Here is a 17,586-nt window from a genome sequence, read left to right on the forward strand (position 1 = left end):
AGAGTCATCACGTACTGAAGCGCTGTCACGATACCAAGCCCGCAACGTATGGTGAGACACTCCAAGCAGCTCACCGACCTCCGTGTAGGCGCGTTGCAGTGAGCAAGACTCCAGGCGGACCATTTCGATGATCTGATGGACCGCCTTCTCCTTGAACTCGACGGAATACTTTCTAGGCATAGTTCAATCCTTCCTTAGCTGAGGTAGGAACTAAACCCAGGACGCTTCACACCACACCGCAAACAGCCCAGGACCAGCAACTTGGATGAATGCACATCCAGGTCTGCACTTATAGATAGCGGACCTTCATCGCCCGCGAACTAGAATGATTTCCGTATATGCACTTCGTTCTGAGGGGCCGCTGAGGAGAAGTAGATGAGGTTTTCACAATCATCGAGTCTGTTTACGCATGCTTATAATGCGACCTTCCTGAGGGACTTGAAGGCTGTGCCCTTTAGTCGAAAGAACGATAGTCCTTCTCCCTATGGCCTGTGTCGCGTCTTTGAGGCAGAGGAACCAGTGCCTCAGATGCGTGCTATCCGCGACGGGCTAGTCTTTTTCGGTGCGATGGTCTTGATAGCAGCTTTTATCTTCTTCTTCGGTTTACTGCTGAACAGCATGCAGATTCCAGGATTATTGGCGTTTCTCCTTGGCGGGTTGTTGCTTTACTTTCTTTTTCTTGTAGCTCGGCATATCTTCTTCGCTTTGAGGATTAGCAAGGCTTGGAAGAATGGTTGGATAGAGTTCTACCCAGTCCTCCTCGGGAGCTTTTTCCACGAAGAGAAAGGTGCAAAGGCTGGAAAAAAGGGGCATTTTTATGCCACGAAAGCTCTCGTTGTGGCGCCAAGCGGCGAATCGCGCATGCTTGACGTGATCGTAGAGGGAATGAGCCCGGACCGACTGATTGAGGAAGGCGCGGTCATGGCGAGGGATCACCAAGGGATTCGTCTTGACGCCATTCATAATAATGGCTGGACATTCTGGGCCGTTGTCCGCGGGAAGCAACTGGAGAATGGAAGCGTGGAACATGGACTATCCGCTTCCCAGGTGGCTGCTGGCTTAGACCGCGTGAGGCATTGTTGGCCACTGAACGGGTTAGATTTGCCTCTTGAATTCTCGTGAGTCTTGGACGTCAATCGGTGGTTGTGGGCCGTTTCACTTACTAGCCAGTGTATTGCCGGTTTTGTTTCGCTGACCTGTAGACTGGTTCGGTACATACGGACGCGTCAACCGCAGAAAGTGCATAGCTCTAATGTCTGAATCCAACTCCCGCGACCACCGCCGTGGCCGCGAAGGTTCCTCGGAAGGCAACCGTGGGCACAACCGCTCTGGGGGCCGCAAGTTTGAAAAACGTGGTGGCGCATCGGGGCGTCGTGAAGAGCGCCGCAGTGATCGCCGTGATGAGCGCCGCAATGATCGAAAGCGCCATGGTCGTGATAAGAACAAAGCCTCGCATCCGCAGCGTTCGGGCTACCGTGAGGAGCGTATCAACCGCCGCATGACGGATCCGGACCTGCCTTCTGATATCGACATCACTGATCTCGATCCCTCTGTTTTGCAGGACCTCTCTTCGCTTTCGAAGGAAAACTCCGAAGCAGTGGCTAAGCACCTCATCATGGCGGCGACGTGGCTTGATGACGATCCACAGCTGTCACTTCGCCATGCCCGTGCTGCCAAAGACCGTGCAGGCCGTGTTTCGGTTGCTCGTGAGATGAACGGAATCGCTGCGTATCGCGCCGGCGAGTGGAAGGAAGCACTCGCGGAGCTGCGCGCAGCACGCCGCATTTCCGGTGGCCCTGGTTTGATGGCCGTCATGGCTGATTGCGAGCGCGGACTTGGGCGCCCTGAGAAAGCTGTCGAGCTGTGGCGTAGCGAGGAGGCTAAGGAGCTTAGTCCAGAGGATGCCGTCGAATTGGCCATCGTCGCTGCAGGCGCGCGGCTGGATATGGGCCAGGCAGATTCCGCCGTGGTCACGATTCAGCGTGCGCAACCCACGAAGGATGCCACGGGGGTGTCCGCGTGCCGCCTTTCCTATGCCTATGCCAACGCCTTGCTGGAAGCTGGCCGTAAAGACGAGGCACAGGAATGGTTCCAGCACGCGATCGACATTGATGAAGGAGACTGGACCGACGCCGCAGAGCGTCTGGCCGAGTGTAAATAATGAGTATTCTCAAAACCCACGATTCACTGTTGCTGGATCTTGACGGAACTGTGTGGGAGGGCGGACAAGCCCTTCAGTGCGTGGTTGACGTGATCAATTCTTGCGGCGTCCCTGCTGTTTATGTCACGAATAATGCTTCGCGCAGCCCCCAAACCGTAGCCGATATGCTCGAAGAGATCGGTCTTGAGACCGATGCCAATCGCGTTGTTACCTCAGCGCAAGCGGTAGTCAAGATTGCTCGTGAGGATCTGCCCGCTGGCGCCAAGGTTCTCGTCATCGGTGCGGACTCCTTCCGCTCGCTAGCGCGCGATGCCGGTTTCGTCGTTGTTGATAGTGCTGATGACAAGCCTGCTGCTGTACTGCAGGGCATGCATAAATCAGTGGGGTGGGAACAACTCTCTGAAGGCGCGCTCGCTATTAACCAAGGCGCGAAGTACTATGCCTCAAACCTTGATACGTCACTTCCGACGGAGCGCGGAATGGCTGTGGGTAATGGCTCGCTCGTCGCGGCCGTTGTTTCGACCACCGGTGTTGAACCTATTTCTGCAGGCAAACCGGAGCCCGCTATGTTTACGCAGGCGGCCAAGCTGGTGGGGTCGACCAAACCCCTGGCTGTCGGTGACCGTCTAGACACCGATATCGTCGGTGGTAATAACGCAGCCATGGATACCTTCCACGTGCTGACAGGCGTGTCTCGTGAGCTGGCGCTCATTGAAGCAACACCGGAGGAGCGTCCGAATTTCATTGGTGCCGGATTCCACGAGCTTTCCTTGTCGGAAGCGCAAGCGCGTCCGGGCGCCCAGGGCGGGTTTAGAGCACGTTTTGACGGCTATGACATCGTTCTGCAAGGCGGTAACGAGAAGTCTACGTCGGTCGAGGCACTGCGTACCGTTTTGGAAGTAGCCTGGGCAGGCTCTGAGCCTCCGCGCTACATTCAGCCGCGGAGCGAAGCCGCGGAGAGGGTAGTATCCACATGGCAGTAAAACCCCATGACCCACGCGCAGTGTTGGCTCCAGAGACCCTCAATGCGTCCATCACCGAGATTCTCACCGAGCCGACAGAGACTCTTGAGGAAGAGCTAGCCCAGCTGGACCGCGCTCATACCGTGTTGCGCGATGCGCTCCAAGATAATTAGCGCGAATCGCCAAGGAATCTAGGGGAAAGAGGACCTAATCATGCCACCGCAACGTCGCCGCCTTGACGCAGAATTGGTGCGCCGCAAGATTGCGCGCTCACGAGAACAAGCCGTTGAGATGATCAAGGCTGGTCGGGTGACGGTTGGGGGCTTCAAGGCTACGAAACCCGCGACAGTGGTCGAGCCTGAGGTGTCGATTAAGGTCGAAGCCAGCGAGGGTGATGATTGGGCGTCGCGTGGTGCGCACAAGCTCCTCGGTGCGCTTGCGGCTTTCGACGTGGACCTCAAGGGCAAGCGTGTCTTGGACGCGGGGGCGTCCACCGGCGGTTTTACTGATGTCTGTTTGCACCACGGTGCCGCAGAAGTGCTTTCTGTTGACGTGGGCTATGGACAGCTATTGTGGCGCTTGCAGAATGATGAGCGCGTTACTGTGCTTGACCGCACCAATATTCGCAACCTGACTCTTGAACAGACGAATGGGCCTTGCGACGCTATGGTGGGTGACCTTTCGTTCATCTCCCTAAAGCTGGTACTTCCGGCAATCGTAGAATGCATGGCTGGTGGCGCATGGTTATTACCCATGGTCAAGCCTCAGTTTGAAGTAGGAAAGGACCGGATTGGGGCGGGCGGAGTAGTGCGCTCGCCTGAGCTTCGCGCGGAAGTGACTAAGGACGTGGCTGTCTTCGCCCAAGAGCTCGGGTTGAGCGTCAAAGGCGTGGCGGCATCCCCACTACCTGGACCAAGCGGCAATGTTGAATACTTCCTGTGGTTGGTCAAGGATGGCTTGTCCACCCCAGAAGATAAGCTGGATGTACTCATCGACACGGCAATCAAGGAAGGACCCCAGTGAGCAGGACTAGTGCCGCGGAGGGCGCCACTCGCCGCGAAATTCTTCTTGTCCCGCACGCTAGCCGCGAGGACAACCTCGCTGCCACACACCGTGCAGCAGAGCTGCTGCAGGAGGCTGGCATCAAGGTACGTGTCTGCGGAGCGGACACCGTTCTCCCTGGGCTGCAGCACGTGCGGCATACCCCGGCGGCAGCCGAAGGCTGTGAGCTAGTCCTCGTGCTCGGTGGTGATGGCACGTTCTTGCGCGCTGCCGACATGGCACGCGCAGTAGACGTCCCCGTCCTAGGCATCAATCTGGGGCACGTGGGCTTCCTCGCAGAATGGGAAGCGGAGTCCCTAGACCGTGCGCTTGTGCGCGTCATCGAGCAGTCCTATGACGTCGAAGACCGCTTGACCATCGACGTGAGCGTCTTTGATTCGGAAGGCGAGCTGCGGGAGCGTAGTTGGGCGCTCAATGAGGCCTCCATTGAGAACCTCAACCGCTCGGGGGTCCTCGATGCCATCCTCGAGGTAGATGGGCGCCCAGTCTCAGCTTTTGGGTGTGATGGTGTTCTTATCTCCACTCCGACGGGGTCTACGGCCTATGCCTTTTCAGCGGGTGGTCCCGTCTTGTGGCCCTCTCTCGATGCCATCCTGGTGGTTCCGAACAATGCGCATGCACTGTTTACTAAACCACTCGTAGTTTCTCCGGATTCGCAGGTGGCGGTCGAATCGGCCTCGGCTACGACTCCGGCCGTGGTAATCCTCGATGGGTTCCGTGAGATTTCTATGCCGCCGGGTTCGCGCGTGGAAATCGTGCGTGGTGAAAGGCCCGTGCGCTGGGTTCGCTTGGACCAGCAGCCCTTCACCGACCGCCTCGTGTCCAAGCTCCGCCTTCCCGTGGAAGGCTGGCGCGGACCGCGGCATTAACTGCCTTAGCGCGTTTTCAGGAAGGAAGATACCGCACTGTGCTCGTAGATATCAGCATCTCTGACCTCGGCGTTATCGAAAGCTCCGCTGCGGAGCTTTCGCAGGGTCTTACCGTGCTTACCGGTGAAACTGGCGCCGGTAAGACCATGGTTGTGACTGGACTGCGCCTGCTGGCTGGCGGTCGCGCTGATGCATCACGCGTGCGCGATGGGGCCGCGAAGGCGGCTGTGGAAGGTCATTTTTCCTCCGATTCACTGGCTGTGGCGGCGTTGGTCGAGGACGCAGGGGGAGAGCCGGATGAAAACGGTGAGTATATCGCCTCCCGCACGGTGTCTGCGGCGGGACGTTCACGCGCGTACCTGGGTGGGCGTTCGGTACCGGCGGCGACATTGGGGGAATTCGCTTCCCACCTCATCACTGTGCATGGGCAAAATGACCAGCTGCGCTTGCTGTCGGCTGATCAACAGTTGGCCGCCATCGATCGCTTCGAGCCTTCCATCGAGAAGTTCCGTACTGCGTATACCGAGGCTTTTAGGAAGTGGCGCGCATTGGCCAAGGACTACCAGCACCGGATGGAGTCCCGTCGTGAGATGGCCCAAGAGGTGGACCGCTTGCAGTTTGCCATCAAGGAGATTTCTGATCTCGAGCCGGAGCCTGGTGAGGATGCTGAGCTCGTGACCCTGATTAAGCGTTTGCAGGACGTCGATGCTTTGCGTGAAGGCGCAGCTACTGCTCTGAGCGCTGTGGACGGTGGAGAAGGTTTTGGTGATGAGGACACTGCTGTCAACCTTGTCGGCGCAGCTGAATCGGCACTAAATGGGGCGAGCGATGCCGAGCTGACCCGGCTAGGAGAGCGGTTGGGTGAAGTCACCGCGCAGCTGACCGATATCGCTGCCGAGCTCACCACGTATTTAAGCGATCTGCCCGCGGATCCCAACCTCCTTGAGGAATCTCTGCAACGTCAGCAGGAGCTTAAGCTCCTCACGCGCAAGTATGCCGCTGACATCGATGGAGTTTTGGCCTGGCGGGACGCCGCTGAAGCGAAACTTGCGACCTTAGATACCTCCACCGAGGCCCTCGAAGCCTTGAAGAAGGACGTAATGGAGGCCGAAAAGACGATGGTGGCCAAGGCAGAAGCACTCACTGCTGCCCGTACTAAGGCAGCGAAGAAACTGGGCACCCAGGTCTCCGAAGAGATCCACGGCTTGGCCATGCCAAACTCCACCTTGACGGTCGCCGTAAAGAAGGCCAAATATTCCAAAACTGGCGCGGATGAGGTTGAGTTCCAACTCAACGGCAAGCCGCTAGCTTCCGCGGCCTCGGGAGGAGAGCTTTCCCGCGTCATGCTGGCTATGGAGGTGGTCCTGGCCAGTGGCGACGGCACCACGCTGGTCTTCGATGAGGTGGATGCCGGCGTCGGAGGGCGTGCGGCGGTGGAAATTGGGCGTCGCCTAGCACGGCTTTCGACTACCAACCAAGTCATCTGCGTTACCCACCTGCCCCAGGTAGCTGCCTATGCAGATTCGCACCTGCATGTGTCCAAAGAGAAGTTCACGTCAGGCGTGGCGGATTTGACCCCTGAGGAGCGCGTCGAGGAGCTCGCTCGTATGCTCGCTGGTCTCGATGACACCGAGACCGGTCGCGCGCACGCTCAGGAGCTTTTCGATAGAGCTCAAGCAGAAGTGGAGACTTTCCGCGCGCCTTCCACACATTGAGCGCCTAACAGGGGAAACTGTCAGGCATGAGTCTGTTTTCCCGTAACACCGATCTGCCTGGAGAACACGGCGCGCTGCGTGATTGCACCCCGGGTGGCAAGGGCATGAAGAAGTTTAGCGCCGGTGACTTCGCCGTCATCAACGCCGCCAATATTTCCCGCCAAGAGGCCCAGACCCTCGTGGACATGAAGCCGGCCGCCGTTATCAACGTCGCCGAGTTTTCCACTGGTTCTATCCCGAACTATGGCCCGCATATGCTTCTCGACGCCGATGTCACCCTCGTTGAAGGCGTCGGTCAAGACTTCGTGAGTAACTTCAAGGATGGAAAGAAGGCTCGACTTACTGAGGACGGAGCGATTTATTCTGGCGATACCCAGTTGTCCTCCGGAACGGTAGTTACTCGTGACCGGGCGGAGAAGAATTTCGCTTCTGCTCAACAGGAACTCATCGATCACATGGAGGCATATTTCGGCAACTCCATCGAGTTCATTCACTCCGAGGGCCCGCTGCTCATCGACGGCCTAGGCGTACCCGATGCGGGTTCCGACATGGCTGGCCGTAAAGTACTCGTGGTCTCGCCCTCCGAGGAACACCGTAAGAAGCTAACACTTCTGCGTAATTTCATCCGCGAGTATGAACCCATCATCATCGGCGTGGATTCTGCAGCCGATACGTTGGTAGAGCTGGGCTACCAGCCTCACTTCATCGTGGGAAATCCCTCCGAGGTGAGCTCGGAAACCTTGCGCAGCGGCGCCCAGGTCATTCTTCCCGCTGAGCCAGACGGAACCGCTGAAGGGCTCGAGCGCATTCAGGATCTGGGGATCGGGGCGATGACTTTCCCAGCAGCTACGGACTCAGCCACCGACCTTGCCCTTCTGTTAGCGGACTACCACGAGGCCCAGATGATCGTGCAGGTAGGGGGAGCTCTCGACCTCGATGACATCTTCGCCAATGAGCCGAATGCTACGCCGGCAGCCTTGCTGTGCCACATGAAGGCAGGAACGCGCCTCGTGGACGCGGACGCTGTTATTAACCTCTATACTGCGCCGAATTCCGGCGCTATGGGGTGGCTGTGGGCGCTGCTCGGCATTCTCGTGGCGCTTGCTGTGGTTATTCTGATCGTCGGCTTGGGTGGCGATGAATCCTTCCTCCAGAACTTGATCGATACCTGGAATAACTTCGCACTGAGCGTGCAGGGGTGGTTCAAGTGATGATGTCTCCTAAATCCCTCGTCGTTGCCGGGCTCGGTTTCGGCGCAGCACTAGGCATTGCACTTGGCACATTGGTGATTGCCCCCAACATGGATTCTGCCCCTGGCCCCGGCGGTGAATCCACAGATGAGGTGCGGGAAAAGTACAGCGAGCTGGTACTGGACAATAAAATTGCAGAGGCTCAGCTGGACTCTGCGGATTCCGTCATGGGCGAACTCGGCCGTTTCGTAGTCGATGGAACCCTAGTCCAGCGCCCAGTCATGGTGCTGAGCATGCCCGATGCTGATGATGCCGATGTTAAGGCCGTGAAGGATCTGCTGGGCTCGGCGGATTCCACCGATGCCGGAAGCATCAAGCTGACCGATAAATTCCTTGCCCAAGATTCGGCAGACAAGCTCCTGTCCCTCGTCACCTCTACCTTGCCGGCCGGCGCGAAGCTCGACAAAAAGAAAGTCGACGCCGGTACTCATTCCGGCCAAGCTCTCGCCGCGGGCCTGCTGATGGATGCTAAAACCACCCAGCCTCTTGCCAGCGTTGAGGACCGGGCCACCTTGCTGCGTGCCCTGCGCGATGCCGGCTATATCGACTACAAAGACGGGACTATTCTTCCAGCCCAAGCCGTCGTTGTCGTGGGCGGCGGCTTGGTCCCAGGGGATGATGAGGACAGCCCAGCTAAGAAGTACGCTATCGATACCACCGTCAAATTCCTCGAAGGTTTTGATTCCGTAGACACCGCTATGGTCTATGCCGGTCGCGTGCAATCTGCCGGCGATGATGGAGTATTGGATAAGCTGCGTGCCGCCAAGACAGGAATCAGCACTGTGGATTCTATCGATCACCCAGTGTCCCAGATGGCGACAGTCCTGGCGGTGAAGGAACAGCTGGATGGCGGTAAGGGCGTCTACGGTTCTGCGGCGAATGCTGAAGGCGCAGCGCCGGCACTGCCGAAGGACCTCTAGATGTCACACGATTTTCGCACGGTAGGTAGCGAGTTGCTTGTCGACGCCCCCATCATCGCCGTTCGTCGCGATGACGTCATCATGCCAGGGGAGGTCGTAGCGCAACGCGAGATTGTAGAGCACCTAGGCGCTGTCGCCGTTGTGGCCTTGGATGAGAACAACCGGGTCGCCATGGTGCAGCAGTACCGCCATAGCGTCGCCAAGCGCCTGTGGGAGCTACCAGCCGGATTGCTCGACGTCAAGGGTGAAGATGAGCTCAGCGGCGCGCAACGCGAACTCCAGGAGGAGGCCGGGTTAGCCGCCGAGGAATGGGCAGTGTTGACCGATCTGGTGACCTCCCCGGGCTTCTGTGAGGAAGCCGTGCGCGTCTTCTTAGCGCGTGGCCTGTCCCCCGTGGAGAAGCTCGCAGCCGAAGGCGATGAAGAAGCCGACATGGATTTCGCCTGGGTGCCCCTCGCAGAGGCCGTCGAGCGAATCCTCGCGGGGGAGATCGTGAACTCGATTGCGGTGGCGGGAATTCTCGCAGCTTATGCCTGCGTGCAAGAGGGACGCACAGCGCGCTCGGTCGAAGCGCCCTTCGAGCTGCGCCCGCAATCCCTAGCGCAACGGCGCCCCGGACCGGATCTGAAGAAGCTGTGACGCAGTCAAGCCCCGCCGCAGCTGCTGGACAAGCGTGGTTGATGCACCTCATGGTGGAAAAAGGTGCCTCAAAGAATACGGTGAGCAACTACCGCCGAGATATCAATCGCTACGTTGATTGGCTCGCGGAATCCGGCATCACGGATCTGCGCCGGGTGACCCGCGCGCACGTGGAAAACTACCTTGTTTTTCTCCGAGAATCTTTGGCGCAGTCCTCTGCTAGCCGCGCACTGATTGTGGCGCGCGGCTTGCACAAGTTTGCGCTAGCGGAGGGGATGATTGAGGAGAATGTGGCTGCGGAGGTGACCCCGCCCAAGCGGGCGCAAGCGTTGCCAGAGACACTCAGCGTGCACGACGTCGAGGCTCTCCTCAACACTATCCCCACCAATGAATCCGCAACACCCATTGATATTCGGGATCGCGCCCTTTTGGAAATGCTGTATGGAACGGGCGCCCGTATTTCCGAAGTGATTTCGCTGAGTGTGGATGATGTGACGGGTGAGGGACCGACGTCGGTGCGCGATATTCTCCTGCTGAGCGGCAAGGGCGATAAGCAGCGCCTGGTTCCGCTAGGCTCGCATGCGGTGAAAGCGGTGGAGAACTACCTGGTGCGTGCCCGACCGGTTTTGGCAACGGGGGCCTCCCATGCCTTATTCCTCAACACTCGGGGAAGGGCTTTGTCACGGCAAAGCGCCTGGGCCGCGATCAAGACCGCAGCGCAGCGCGCACACTTGAGCACTAAAATTTCTCCGCACACTTTGCGGCATTCCTTTGCTACCCACCTGCTAGAAGGCGGGGCGGATGTACGTACCGTGCAGGAGCTCTTGGGACATTCTTCCGTGACGACAACACAGATCTACACGCACGTGACCGCGGATTCGCTCCGCGAAGTATGGCGCACTGCGCACCCACGTGCCTAAAGGCACCTAGAATCATCACGACGTCTACCAATGAAAAGGATTCTTATGGCTTCAACCGCATCTTTCTCCCGAGCTTATCGCGGGATGGCTCTGGCCTTCGCGATCACCGTAGCCCCGCTGTCCGGTATCGTCGCCGGCCCCGTGAGCGGGAAGGGTGGAATAACTGGGATTGGGTCGGCGGTTGCGCGGGCGCAAGATGCCACCATCCCGGTGCCGGCTGGTCAGACGACAACCGTCTCCTTGCCTGTGCCTGTCGATGTCAACGTGGCCTCCGATGGATGGAATGTGAGCGCTTCTGGTGGTACGGCAACGGTGACCGCGCCGGCAGCTGGAGGACAAATCAGTGTTCCGGTTACCTACCAGGGCGTGACCATGACTATCGTGCTCGTGGCAGATGCTGAGGTAACTGCCGAGGAACTCAATGACGCGGCTGAAAGTGGTGATCCGGACAGCCTCGGAGGGGGACAGCAGAACCCAGGTGGTGCGGATGGTCTCGGGGATAACGGAGATCCACAGGGTGGCACAGGCGGAGATGAAAAAGAAGGCGGAAATGATCCTGCCACCGGCGGCTCGGCACCTGCCACGGATGGCGGTGGAAAAGGCCAAGCGCGTCCTCCGCGCACGGGCCGCGGCTGGGAGGGTGTCGATGATTCCCACGCGGCTTATGTCAACCTGGAATCCACGATCGACGGACAGACAATTACCGCCAAGCTTGGCTTCAAGCAGGCTCTAGATCTGTACAACCGCTTCAAGCATCTCGAGGATGACGGGGTCACGCTGCGCTACCTCAATGCGGAGGGCGAGTTTGTGGAAGGCGTGAAGCGCGAGATTGATAAAGGCTCGCGCACAATGACGTTGACCTATCCAGAAGGTACGGAGCCTGACAATCCTTTCATCATGCAGTTCTTTAATAAGGACACTCAGTCCGCGGAGCTGGTAGTGACGCTTACGGATCCGACTCGTGAGAACGCTGGTGAGGTACCGCCGGAGCAGCAGCTCGATTCTGATGGCGCTAACGAGTCTGACAGCGAGGATCAGAATAGCTCGAAAGTGGGAGCTGGCGCTCTCGCAGCGGGCATTGTGGGCATCGGGATCATCGCTCTCATCGTCGGGTTTATCGTGAAGAGGCGCCGTTCGACATCGAAGGAAGAGCTTTCTTAATCTAGGCTGCAGGGTTTATTCTGTGGTTTGTGCTAGCTATAATCGCGGCGCGGGCACCCAAGGGGTACCCTATAATCACAAGGATGTAAGAATGTAGCGCCGGTCGGGGCTGCAGTGTCGAAGCGGAAAGGCCGCAGAGAGGCCGTAAGGTCAAGGAAGCAGGTGTGACTGTGAGCGACGAGGGACTGTTTGAGGCCTCAGAAGCACAGGTCGGGTTGACCGGCCGCCCACTGCGGGAGCTTCCGGAACCAGAGCCGTTGGAAAAGCATGGTCCCGCGACGATTATCTCCATGTGTAACCAGAAGGGTGGCGTGGGAAAGACCACGTCCACCATTAACATGGGCGCATGTTTGGCGGAGCTCGGGCGTAAAGTCCTCCTCGTTGACTTGGATCCTCAGGGTGCTCTTTCGGCTGGTCTGGGCCTGACTCACGACCAGATCCAGGACACCATCTATGACGTCATGCTTGACAGCGAGGTCTCGGTGCACTCGGCGATTGTGCATACCGGTGTGGCTGGGCTCGACCTTGTTCCAGCCAACATCGACTTGTCCGCCGCGGAGATCCAGATGGTCAACGAGGTAGGCCGCGAGCACACTCTGGCCCGCGCGCTGCGCCCTGTGCGCAAGGACTATGACTTCATCATCATTGACTGTCAGCCCTCCCTGGGCCTGCTGACCGTCAACGCCTTGGCCTGTTCGCAGGGCGTCATCATTCCTATGGAATGTGAGTTCTTCTCCCTGCGTGGTCTCGCCTTGTTGACCGATACTGTGGAGAAGGTGGCTGACCGAATCAATTTTGACCTCGAGATCATGGGCATTCTGGTCACCATGTTTGATCGCCGCACCCGTCACGCGCGCGAGGTCATGGACCGTGTGGTGGAGTACTTCGGTGACAAGGTGTTCGATACGGTGATTACCCGCACCGTGCGTTTCCCTGAGACATCTGTCGCCGGCGAGCCCATTACTACGTGGGCCCCGAGCTCCCAGGCGGCCAAGCAGTACCGCGACCTAGCTAAAGAGGTCATTGAGCGGGCTAACGGCTAGCCGCCTACTATGACCCAACCGGAGATCACCGGCTTTCGCATCGCGCTGGGCAACTTCGAGGGCCCTTTTGATCTGCTGCTCCAGCTGATTCAGGCAAAGAAGCTGGACGTTACGGAAGTGGCGCTGTCTGAAGTTACTGACGAGTTCGTGGCTTATACACGTGCACTGGGAGAAACTGCGGACTTGGATGAGACTACGGAGTTCCTCCTTATCGCCGCCACACTCCTGGACCTGAAGGCGGCGCGTTTGTTACCGCGCGGCGAGGTTGATGACTTGGAGGACCTAGAGCTTTTGGAGACCCGCGATCTTCTTTTCGCGCGTCTGCTTCAGTATAAGGCCTATAAACAAGTCGCCGACCAGTTCGCGCAGTGGCAACGTGCTGCCCAGCGGCGCTATCCGCGGGCGGTGGCCATGGAGGAACGCTTTAGTGATCTCCTCCCGCCGGTGAAGCTTGGGCACACTCCAGCGAGCTTCGCAGAGCTGGCCGCAGGTGTTTTCCGGCCTAAACCGCCGGAGGAGGTCGCGACGGGGCACATCCACCAAGTTGCCGTTTCCGTGCCGGAGCAGGCCGGAAAGATCCTCACTACGCTCAAGCTGCTGGGTACGGGGCAGTGGATGAGCTTCGATGCCTTAACGAGGGACTGTACTGTCTCTATGGAAATCGTCGGCCGCTTCCTGGCGTTGCTGGAGCTATATAAAGCCAAGGCGGTGGATGCTTCCCAGCCGGAATCTTTGGGGCCGCTCGAACTATCGTGGACTGGACTCGACGTAGATCCGGCCGTAGTCGCAGCAGCGAACTGGGATTAAGGTACGCTACCGAGACATGGACGACACGTCATCTCCGGCACCTAGCGAAGCGGCCACCTCCAGCGGACAGGGAGCTTTGCCCCTCATCCCGCAGCTGCGCTCACGCCTCGAGTCGATACTCCTCGTCGTCGACTCGCCTGCAAGCGTGGAAGAGCTGGCCCGCGTGTTGGACGCGGAGCCCACTGTTGTCAGCGATACCTTGCGGGCTGTGGAACGAGAATTGGCCGAGCGTGGTTCCGGAATCGACCTGCGCGAGACACCTGAGGGGTGGCGCTTCTATACGCGTAAAGAGAACGCAGATGCCGTCGAGCAGTTTGTTCTCGATGGCACCCAAACCAAACTCTCCCGCGCCGCCCTGGAAACCTTGGCGGTCATTGCATACCGCCAGCCGGTAACCCGAGCTCAAGTCGCAGGTGTTCGCGGCGTTAACGTTGATGGAGTTGTCCGGACGCTCTTGTTGCGTGGACTTATTCGGGAGATAGAAAGCCCTGAGCCCTCTGTGGGACATGCGCACCAGTATGAAACCACTGAGCTTTTCCTCGAGCTACTCGGCATTGATTCTCTTGAGCGCCTTCCGGATCTTGCTCCGCTGTTGCCAGACATCGAGCAGATCGAGGAGGACTACTCATAAGGGCATACTCTGCGGTAGGATTGCGGCCGGACAGAGGCGTGTTTTCGCGCCCAGCAAATTGAAGAACTATTGAGAGGACACACTCCCGTGACTCCACCCGCTCGCCGCGACGGCACACCGGAAAAGAAAAAGCGTGACAGCGACATGATCGTCTCGAACGCTAAGCCGGCTCGCCACCAGCATGTAAAGAAGAAGGCCACCGCAGATTCCGTCGCCCGAGACCTAGGCGCGGATTGGCTGGTAGGCGCCAACAACAAGAAGAATTCCCAGAATCAGGGCGAACGCCTCCAAAAGGTGTTGGCCAAGGCCGGCGTTGCTTCGCGCCGCCACGCTGAGATCCTGATCGATGAGGGCCGAGTCGAAGTTAACGGCCAGGTCATCATCAAGCAGGGCACCCGTGTGAACCCCAACAAGGACGTCATCCGAGTTGATGGCACCCGCATCAACGTCAACGAAGAGACACAGTACTTCGTGCTCAACAAGCCCCGCGGGATGCAGTCCACCATGTCGGATGACATGGGCCGGCCTTGTGTGGGTGATGTCGTGGCTGACCGCGTCGTGGCAGGTCAACGCCTATTCCACGTCGGGCGTCTCGATGCTGACACCGAGGGCCTACTTTTACTGACTAATGATGGCGAGCTTGCTAACCGCCTCATGCACCCTAAGTACGAGGTTTCTAAGACTTACCTGGCTACCGTGCTGGGGGAGGCCGATAAGAAGTTGGTTCGCCAACTGCGCGAGGGCATCGAATTGGAAGATGGCCTGGCACAGGCAGACTATGTGCAAATCGTGGACAAGAACCAGGGCTATTCGCTGGTGCGTGTCGAATTGCACGAGGGGCGCAAGCACATCGTTCGCCGCATGCTGAAGGAAGCCGGCTACCCAGTTCAGCGCCTCGTGCGCACCAAGCTTCACACAGTACAGCTGGGCGATATGAAGCCTGGCTCCCTGCGTGCTCTTAACTCCAATGAATTGACCAGCCTGTACAAGGCGGTGGGGATGTAATGATTTCAAATATGCCCGATCAAGGCCTCATCTTGGCTGTTGACGGCCCCTCTGGGACCGGTAAGTCCACGACGTGCCGTGCGCTGGCCAAGCGGCTTGAGGCGAAGTATGTCGACACTGGGGCCATGTACCGCGTAGCTACTCTGGCTGTACTGCGCGCAGGGGTGGACCCGGCAGATACTGAAGCGGTGATTGCCGCGACTGCAGACCTTCCCCTTGAGGTCTCCGATGACCCTGCTTCCACCCAGGTTATCTTCGATGGTGAAGACGTTTCCCGCGTTATCCGCGAGGATGAGGTCACCCGCAATGTCTCGGCGGTATCGGCAATCCCGGAAGTACGTCAGAACCTTGTTGAACTGCAACGGAAGCTGGCGGCACAGGCCCACCGCGCGATTGTGGAAGGACGTGACATCGGCACTGTCGTTCTCGCGGATGCCCCCGCGAAGGCGTATATGACGGCCAGTGCCGAGGTCCGCGCGCAGCGCCGCCACGACCAGAACCTCGCCGCCGGCATTGAATCGGATTTTGACACCGTGCTTGCCGACGTCGAACGGCGCGACGCCGCAGATTCCTCCCGCGCCACCTCGCCGTTGCGCCCGGCTGAGGACGCGGTGCTCGTCGATACGTCCGAGATGACCCGTGAGGAAGTCCTCGACGCACTCATCGCCGTCGTGAAAGAATCTGCTGCAAAGGAGGCCTCGAATGACTAATGAACCGCAGAATCCGGACCTGAATCCCGAGCAGCAGCCGGAAGAATTCGAGACGGAGTTTCATTACCCGGTAGGCAAGCTCGAGGAAGAGGTCGTGCGCGATCCGCACGGCGGCTGGGCGCAAAAAGATTTCGATTCCGAGGACTTCGATTATGAGTTTGACGAGTCAGAATTCGATGATTCGGAATTCGGCGAGGCTGATTTCGGTGAGCAAGACGAACCGACCGAAGGTGATGCCCCACTGAGCGAAGAGGAATGGGCAGCACTATCGCATGCCTTCGGAGTAGGCGAGGAGCACACTGAGGAAAACCTCTGCACTGTGGCCGTGGTCGGCCGCCCGAACGTGGGCAAGTCTTCCCTGGTGAACCGATTCCTTGGCCGCCGTGAAGCAGTGGTGGAGGACCATCCTGGTGTGACCCGTGACCGTGTGTCCTACGTGGCGGACTGGAATGGCCAGCGCTTCTTCGTTCAGGACACCGGTGGTTGGGATCCGAATGTCAAGGGCATCCACGCTGCCATCGCCCGCCAAGCAGAGCAGGCTATGGAGACCGCCGATGTCATCGTGTTCGTGGTGGACACCAAGGTGGGCATCACGGAAACCGATGCTGTGATGGCTCGAAAGCTGCAGCGCTCCGAAGTTCCGGTCATTCTCGTCTCGAACAAGTTTGATTCGGAGACGATGTACGCAGATATGGCCGAGTTCTACGCGCTGGGCTTGGGAGATCCGTGGCCGGTATCCGCCCAGCACGGCCGGGGTGGCGCCGACGTCTTGGATGAGATTCTGCGTTTGTTCCCTGAGGAACCGCGCCATTCTTCGATTACTTCTGGGCCCCGCCGCGTAGCGCTGGTGGGCAAGCCAAATGTGGGTAAGTCCTCGCTTCTGAATAAGCTGACGGCGGAGGAGCGCTCCGTCGTGGACAATGCTGCCGGCACGACTGTCGACCCGGTCGACTCCTTGGTGCAGCTGGATCAGCGGCTATGGAAGTTCATCGACACTGCGGGCCTGCGCAAAAAGGTCAAGAATGCGCAGGGGCACGAGTATTACGCTTCGCTGCGCACGCGCGGCGTGATCGACGCGGCCGAGGTGTGCATCATGCTTATCGATGCCTCCCAGGAAGTCTCCGAGCAAGACCAACGCGTTCTCAATATGATTTTGGAAGCCGGTAAGGCTCTGGTTATTGCCTTCAATAAGTGGGACCTTGTGGATGAGGATCGCCGCTACTACTTGGAGCGCGAGATCGATGAGAACCTGCGGCACCTGCCGTGGGTGACCCGCGTGAATATCTCGGCGGAGACCGGCCGCGCCCTGCAGAAGCTGGAACCCGCCATGATCGAGGCTCTCGAGAGCTGGGATCAGCGCGTGTCGACTGGTCAGCTCAACAACTGGATGCGCGAGGCAATCGCCGCCAACCCGCCGCCGATGAACAATAACCGCCTCCCGCGCGTGCTGTTCGCTACCCAGGCATCCACGCAGCCGCCGACCATCGTGTTGTTTACCACCGGCTTCCTGGATGCGGGCTACCGCCGTTACTTGGAGCGCAAGTTCCGCGAGCGCTTCGGATTCCATGGCTCGCCTGTGCGCATCGCGGTGCGCGTGCGCGAGCGCCGTCAACGCCGATGAGATGTCTGGTTAGTTGACTTTCTGATTGCTGTTGGGGCGGTGCGGCTCTCTTAACAGTATGGCCGTTACGCTGGCATTATACCGGCTCTTCCGGTTTCGGGGTGCGTAGC

Annotated in this window: 19 protein-coding genes; 18 read left to right on the forward strand and 1 reads right to left on the reverse strand. The window is 58.8% G+C overall.

From position 1 onward, the window contains the following. Positions 1–180 (reverse strand): transposase (locus HMPREF2896_RS04390; RefSeq protein ID WP_246823975.1); only part of this gene is annotated, 180 nt, incomplete at its 3' end. A 348-nt stretch (positions 181–528) separates the two neighbouring features. Here HMPREF2896_RS04390 and HMPREF2896_RS04395 point away from each other — a divergent pair. The 18 genes from HMPREF2896_RS04395 (at position 529) to der (ending at position 17,476) form a co-directional block, all read left to right on the forward strand. Beyond that, a complete protein-coding gene (locus HMPREF2896_RS04395) occupies positions 529–1,122 on the forward strand; it encodes a hypothetical protein (protein WP_070445058.1) in 594 nt (197 codons plus the stop codon). Positions 1,123–1,252: 130 nt separating this feature from the next. Then, positions 1,253–2,161, forward strand: a complete 909-nt coding sequence (locus tag HMPREF2896_RS04400) for a tetratricopeptide repeat protein (protein ID WP_070644619.1) — start codon at positions 1,253–1,255, stop codon at positions 2,159–2,161. Then, positions 2,161–3,144: an HAD-IIA family hydrolase gene (locus tag HMPREF2896_RS04405; RefSeq protein WP_070718036.1), complete on the forward strand. Its 984-nt coding sequence runs from the start codon at positions 2,161–2,163 to the stop codon at positions 3,142–3,144. Before HMPREF2896_RS04400 ends, HMPREF2896_RS04405 begins: the two co-directional genes overlap by 1 nt. Further along, positions 3,135–3,296, forward strand: coding sequence for a hypothetical protein (locus HMPREF2896_RS12820; protein ID WP_168165683.1), 162 nt, complete (start codon positions 3,135–3,137; stop codon positions 3,294–3,296). Before HMPREF2896_RS04405 ends, HMPREF2896_RS12820 begins: the two co-directional genes overlap by 10 nt. 40 nt (positions 3,297–3,336) lie before the next feature. Next, on the forward strand, positions 3,337–4,146 hold the full coding sequence (locus HMPREF2896_RS04410; protein ID WP_070718040.1) for a TlyA family RNA methyltransferase: 810 nt from the start codon (positions 3,337–3,339) through the stop codon (positions 4,144–4,146). Beyond that, positions 4,143–5,054, forward strand: coding sequence for an NAD kinase (locus HMPREF2896_RS04415; protein ID WP_070445071.1), 912 nt, complete (start codon positions 4,143–4,145; stop codon positions 5,052–5,054). Before HMPREF2896_RS04410 ends, HMPREF2896_RS04415 begins: the two co-directional genes overlap by 4 nt. A gap of 38 nt (positions 5,055–5,092) precedes the next feature. After that, positions 5,093–6,769: a DNA repair protein RecN gene (gene recN / locus HMPREF2896_RS04420; protein ID WP_070445074.1), complete on the forward strand. Its 1,677-nt coding sequence runs from the start codon at positions 5,093–5,095 to the stop codon at positions 6,767–6,769. A 26-nt stretch (positions 6,770–6,795) separates the two neighbouring features. Continuing rightward, positions 6,796–7,980, forward strand: coding sequence for a putative cytokinetic ring protein SteA (gene steA, locus HMPREF2896_RS04425; protein WP_070445078.1), 1,185 nt, complete (start codon positions 6,796–6,798; stop codon positions 7,978–7,980). Further along, positions 7,980–8,939: a copper transporter gene (locus HMPREF2896_RS04430; RefSeq protein WP_070445081.1), complete on the forward strand. Its 960-nt coding sequence runs from the start codon at positions 7,980–7,982 to the stop codon at positions 8,937–8,939. Before steA ends, HMPREF2896_RS04430 begins: the two co-directional genes overlap by 1 nt. Then, entirely contained in the window at positions 8,940–9,578 is a 639-nt protein-coding gene (locus HMPREF2896_RS04435; RefSeq protein ID WP_070718043.1) for an NUDIX domain-containing protein, read from the forward strand. 41 nt (positions 9,579–9,619) lie between these two features. After that, on the forward strand, positions 9,620–10,498 hold the full coding sequence (gene xerD / locus HMPREF2896_RS04440; protein WP_070718051.1) for a site-specific tyrosine recombinase XerD: 879 nt from the start codon (positions 9,620–9,622) through the stop codon (positions 10,496–10,498). Between the two features lie 45 nt (positions 10,499–10,543). Further along, positions 10,544–11,659, forward strand: a complete 1,116-nt coding sequence (locus HMPREF2896_RS04445) for a hypothetical protein (RefSeq protein ID WP_070718045.1) — start codon at positions 10,544–10,546, stop codon at positions 11,657–11,659. A gap of 164 nt (positions 11,660–11,823) precedes the next feature. Next, positions 11,824–12,702 carry a ParA family protein gene (locus tag HMPREF2896_RS04450; protein WP_201828169.1) on the forward strand — a complete coding sequence of 293 codons (879 nt, stop codon included), beginning with the start codon at positions 11,824–11,826 and terminating at the stop codon, positions 12,700–12,702. A 9-nt stretch (positions 12,703–12,711) separates the two neighbouring features. Then, positions 12,712–13,509 carry a segregation and condensation protein A gene (locus HMPREF2896_RS04455; protein WP_070445094.1) on the forward strand — a complete coding sequence of 266 codons (798 nt, stop codon included), beginning with the start codon at positions 12,712–12,714 and terminating at the stop codon, positions 13,507–13,509. Positions 13,510–13,525: 16 nt separating this feature from the next. Further along, positions 13,526–14,140 carry an SMC-Scp complex subunit ScpB gene (gene scpB / locus HMPREF2896_RS04460; RefSeq protein WP_070711842.1) on the forward strand — a complete coding sequence of 205 codons (615 nt, stop codon included), beginning with the start codon at positions 13,526–13,528 and terminating at the stop codon, positions 14,138–14,140. A gap of 87 nt (positions 14,141–14,227) precedes the next feature. Beyond that, positions 14,228–15,145 carry a pseudouridine synthase gene (locus HMPREF2896_RS04465; protein ID WP_070711844.1) on the forward strand — a complete coding sequence of 306 codons (918 nt, stop codon included), beginning with the start codon at positions 14,228–14,230 and terminating at the stop codon, positions 15,143–15,145. Next, complete coding sequence (gene cmk, locus HMPREF2896_RS04470; protein ID WP_070718050.1) at positions 15,145–15,855, forward strand: (d)CMP kinase; 711 nt, start codon at positions 15,145–15,147, stop codon at positions 15,853–15,855. The genes HMPREF2896_RS04465 and cmk overlap by 1 nt, the downstream gene beginning before the upstream one ends. Continuing rightward, positions 15,848–17,476 carry a ribosome biogenesis GTPase Der gene (gene der, locus HMPREF2896_RS04475; RefSeq protein ID WP_070445106.1) on the forward strand — a complete coding sequence of 543 codons (1,629 nt, stop codon included), beginning with the start codon at positions 15,848–15,850 and terminating at the stop codon, positions 17,474–17,476. The genes cmk and der overlap by 8 nt, the downstream gene beginning before the upstream one ends. The last annotated feature ends 110 nt before the right edge of the window (positions 17,477–17,586 follow it).

The organism is Corynebacterium sp. HMSC069E04, assembly GCF_001813175.1.
Classification (GTDB): Bacteria; Actinomycetota; Actinomycetes; order Mycobacteriales; family Mycobacteriaceae; genus Corynebacterium; species Corynebacterium aurimucosum.

Excerpts from the sequence above, each read along its gene's own strand:
- HMPREF2896_RS12820 (WP_168165683.1), top strand. The coding sequence starts at position 3,135 with ATGGCAGTAAAACCCCATGACCCACGCGCAGTGTTGGCTCCAGAGACC.
- HMPREF2896_RS04455 (WP_070445094.1), top strand. The coding sequence starts at position 12,712 with ATGACCCAACCGGAGATCACCGGCTTTCGCATCGCGCTGGGCAACTTC.
- HMPREF2896_RS04405 (WP_070718036.1), top strand. The coding sequence starts at position 2,161 with ATGAGTATTCTCAAAACCCACGATTCACTGTTGCTGGATCTTGACGGA.
- steA (WP_070445078.1), top strand. The coding sequence starts at position 6,796 with ATGAGTCTGTTTTCCCGTAACACCGATCTGCCTGGAGAACACGGCGCG.
- HMPREF2896_RS04430 (WP_070445081.1), top strand. The coding sequence starts at position 7,980 with ATGATGTCTCCTAAATCCCTCGTCGTTGCCGGGCTCGGTTTCGGCGCA.
- xerD (WP_070718051.1), top strand. The coding sequence starts at position 9,620 with ATGCACCTCATGGTGGAAAAAGGTGCCTCAAAGAATACGGTGAGCAAC.
- HMPREF2896_RS04445 (WP_070718045.1), top strand. The coding sequence starts at position 10,544 with ATGGCTTCAACCGCATCTTTCTCCCGAGCTTATCGCGGGATGGCTCTG.
- scpB (WP_070711842.1), top strand. The coding sequence starts at position 13,526 with ATGGACGACACGTCATCTCCGGCACCTAGCGAAGCGGCCACCTCCAGC.
- HMPREF2896_RS04435 (WP_070718043.1), top strand. The coding sequence starts at position 8,940 with ATGTCACACGATTTTCGCACGGTAGGTAGCGAGTTGCTTGTCGACGCC.
- HMPREF2896_RS04410 (WP_070718040.1), top strand. The coding sequence starts at position 3,337 with ATGCCACCGCAACGTCGCCGCCTTGACGCAGAATTGGTGCGCCGCAAG.
- cmk (WP_070718050.1), top strand. The coding sequence starts at position 15,145 with ATGATTTCAAATATGCCCGATCAAGGCCTCATCTTGGCTGTTGACGGC.
- HMPREF2896_RS04400 (WP_070644619.1), top strand. The coding sequence starts at position 1,253 with ATGTCTGAATCCAACTCCCGCGACCACCGCCGTGGCCGCGAAGGTTCC.
- HMPREF2896_RS04395 (WP_070445058.1), top strand. The coding sequence starts at position 529 with ATGCGTGCTATCCGCGACGGGCTAGTCTTTTTCGGTGCGATGGTCTTG.
- der (WP_070445106.1), top strand. The coding sequence starts at position 15,848 with ATGACTAATGAACCGCAGAATCCGGACCTGAATCCCGAGCAGCAGCCG.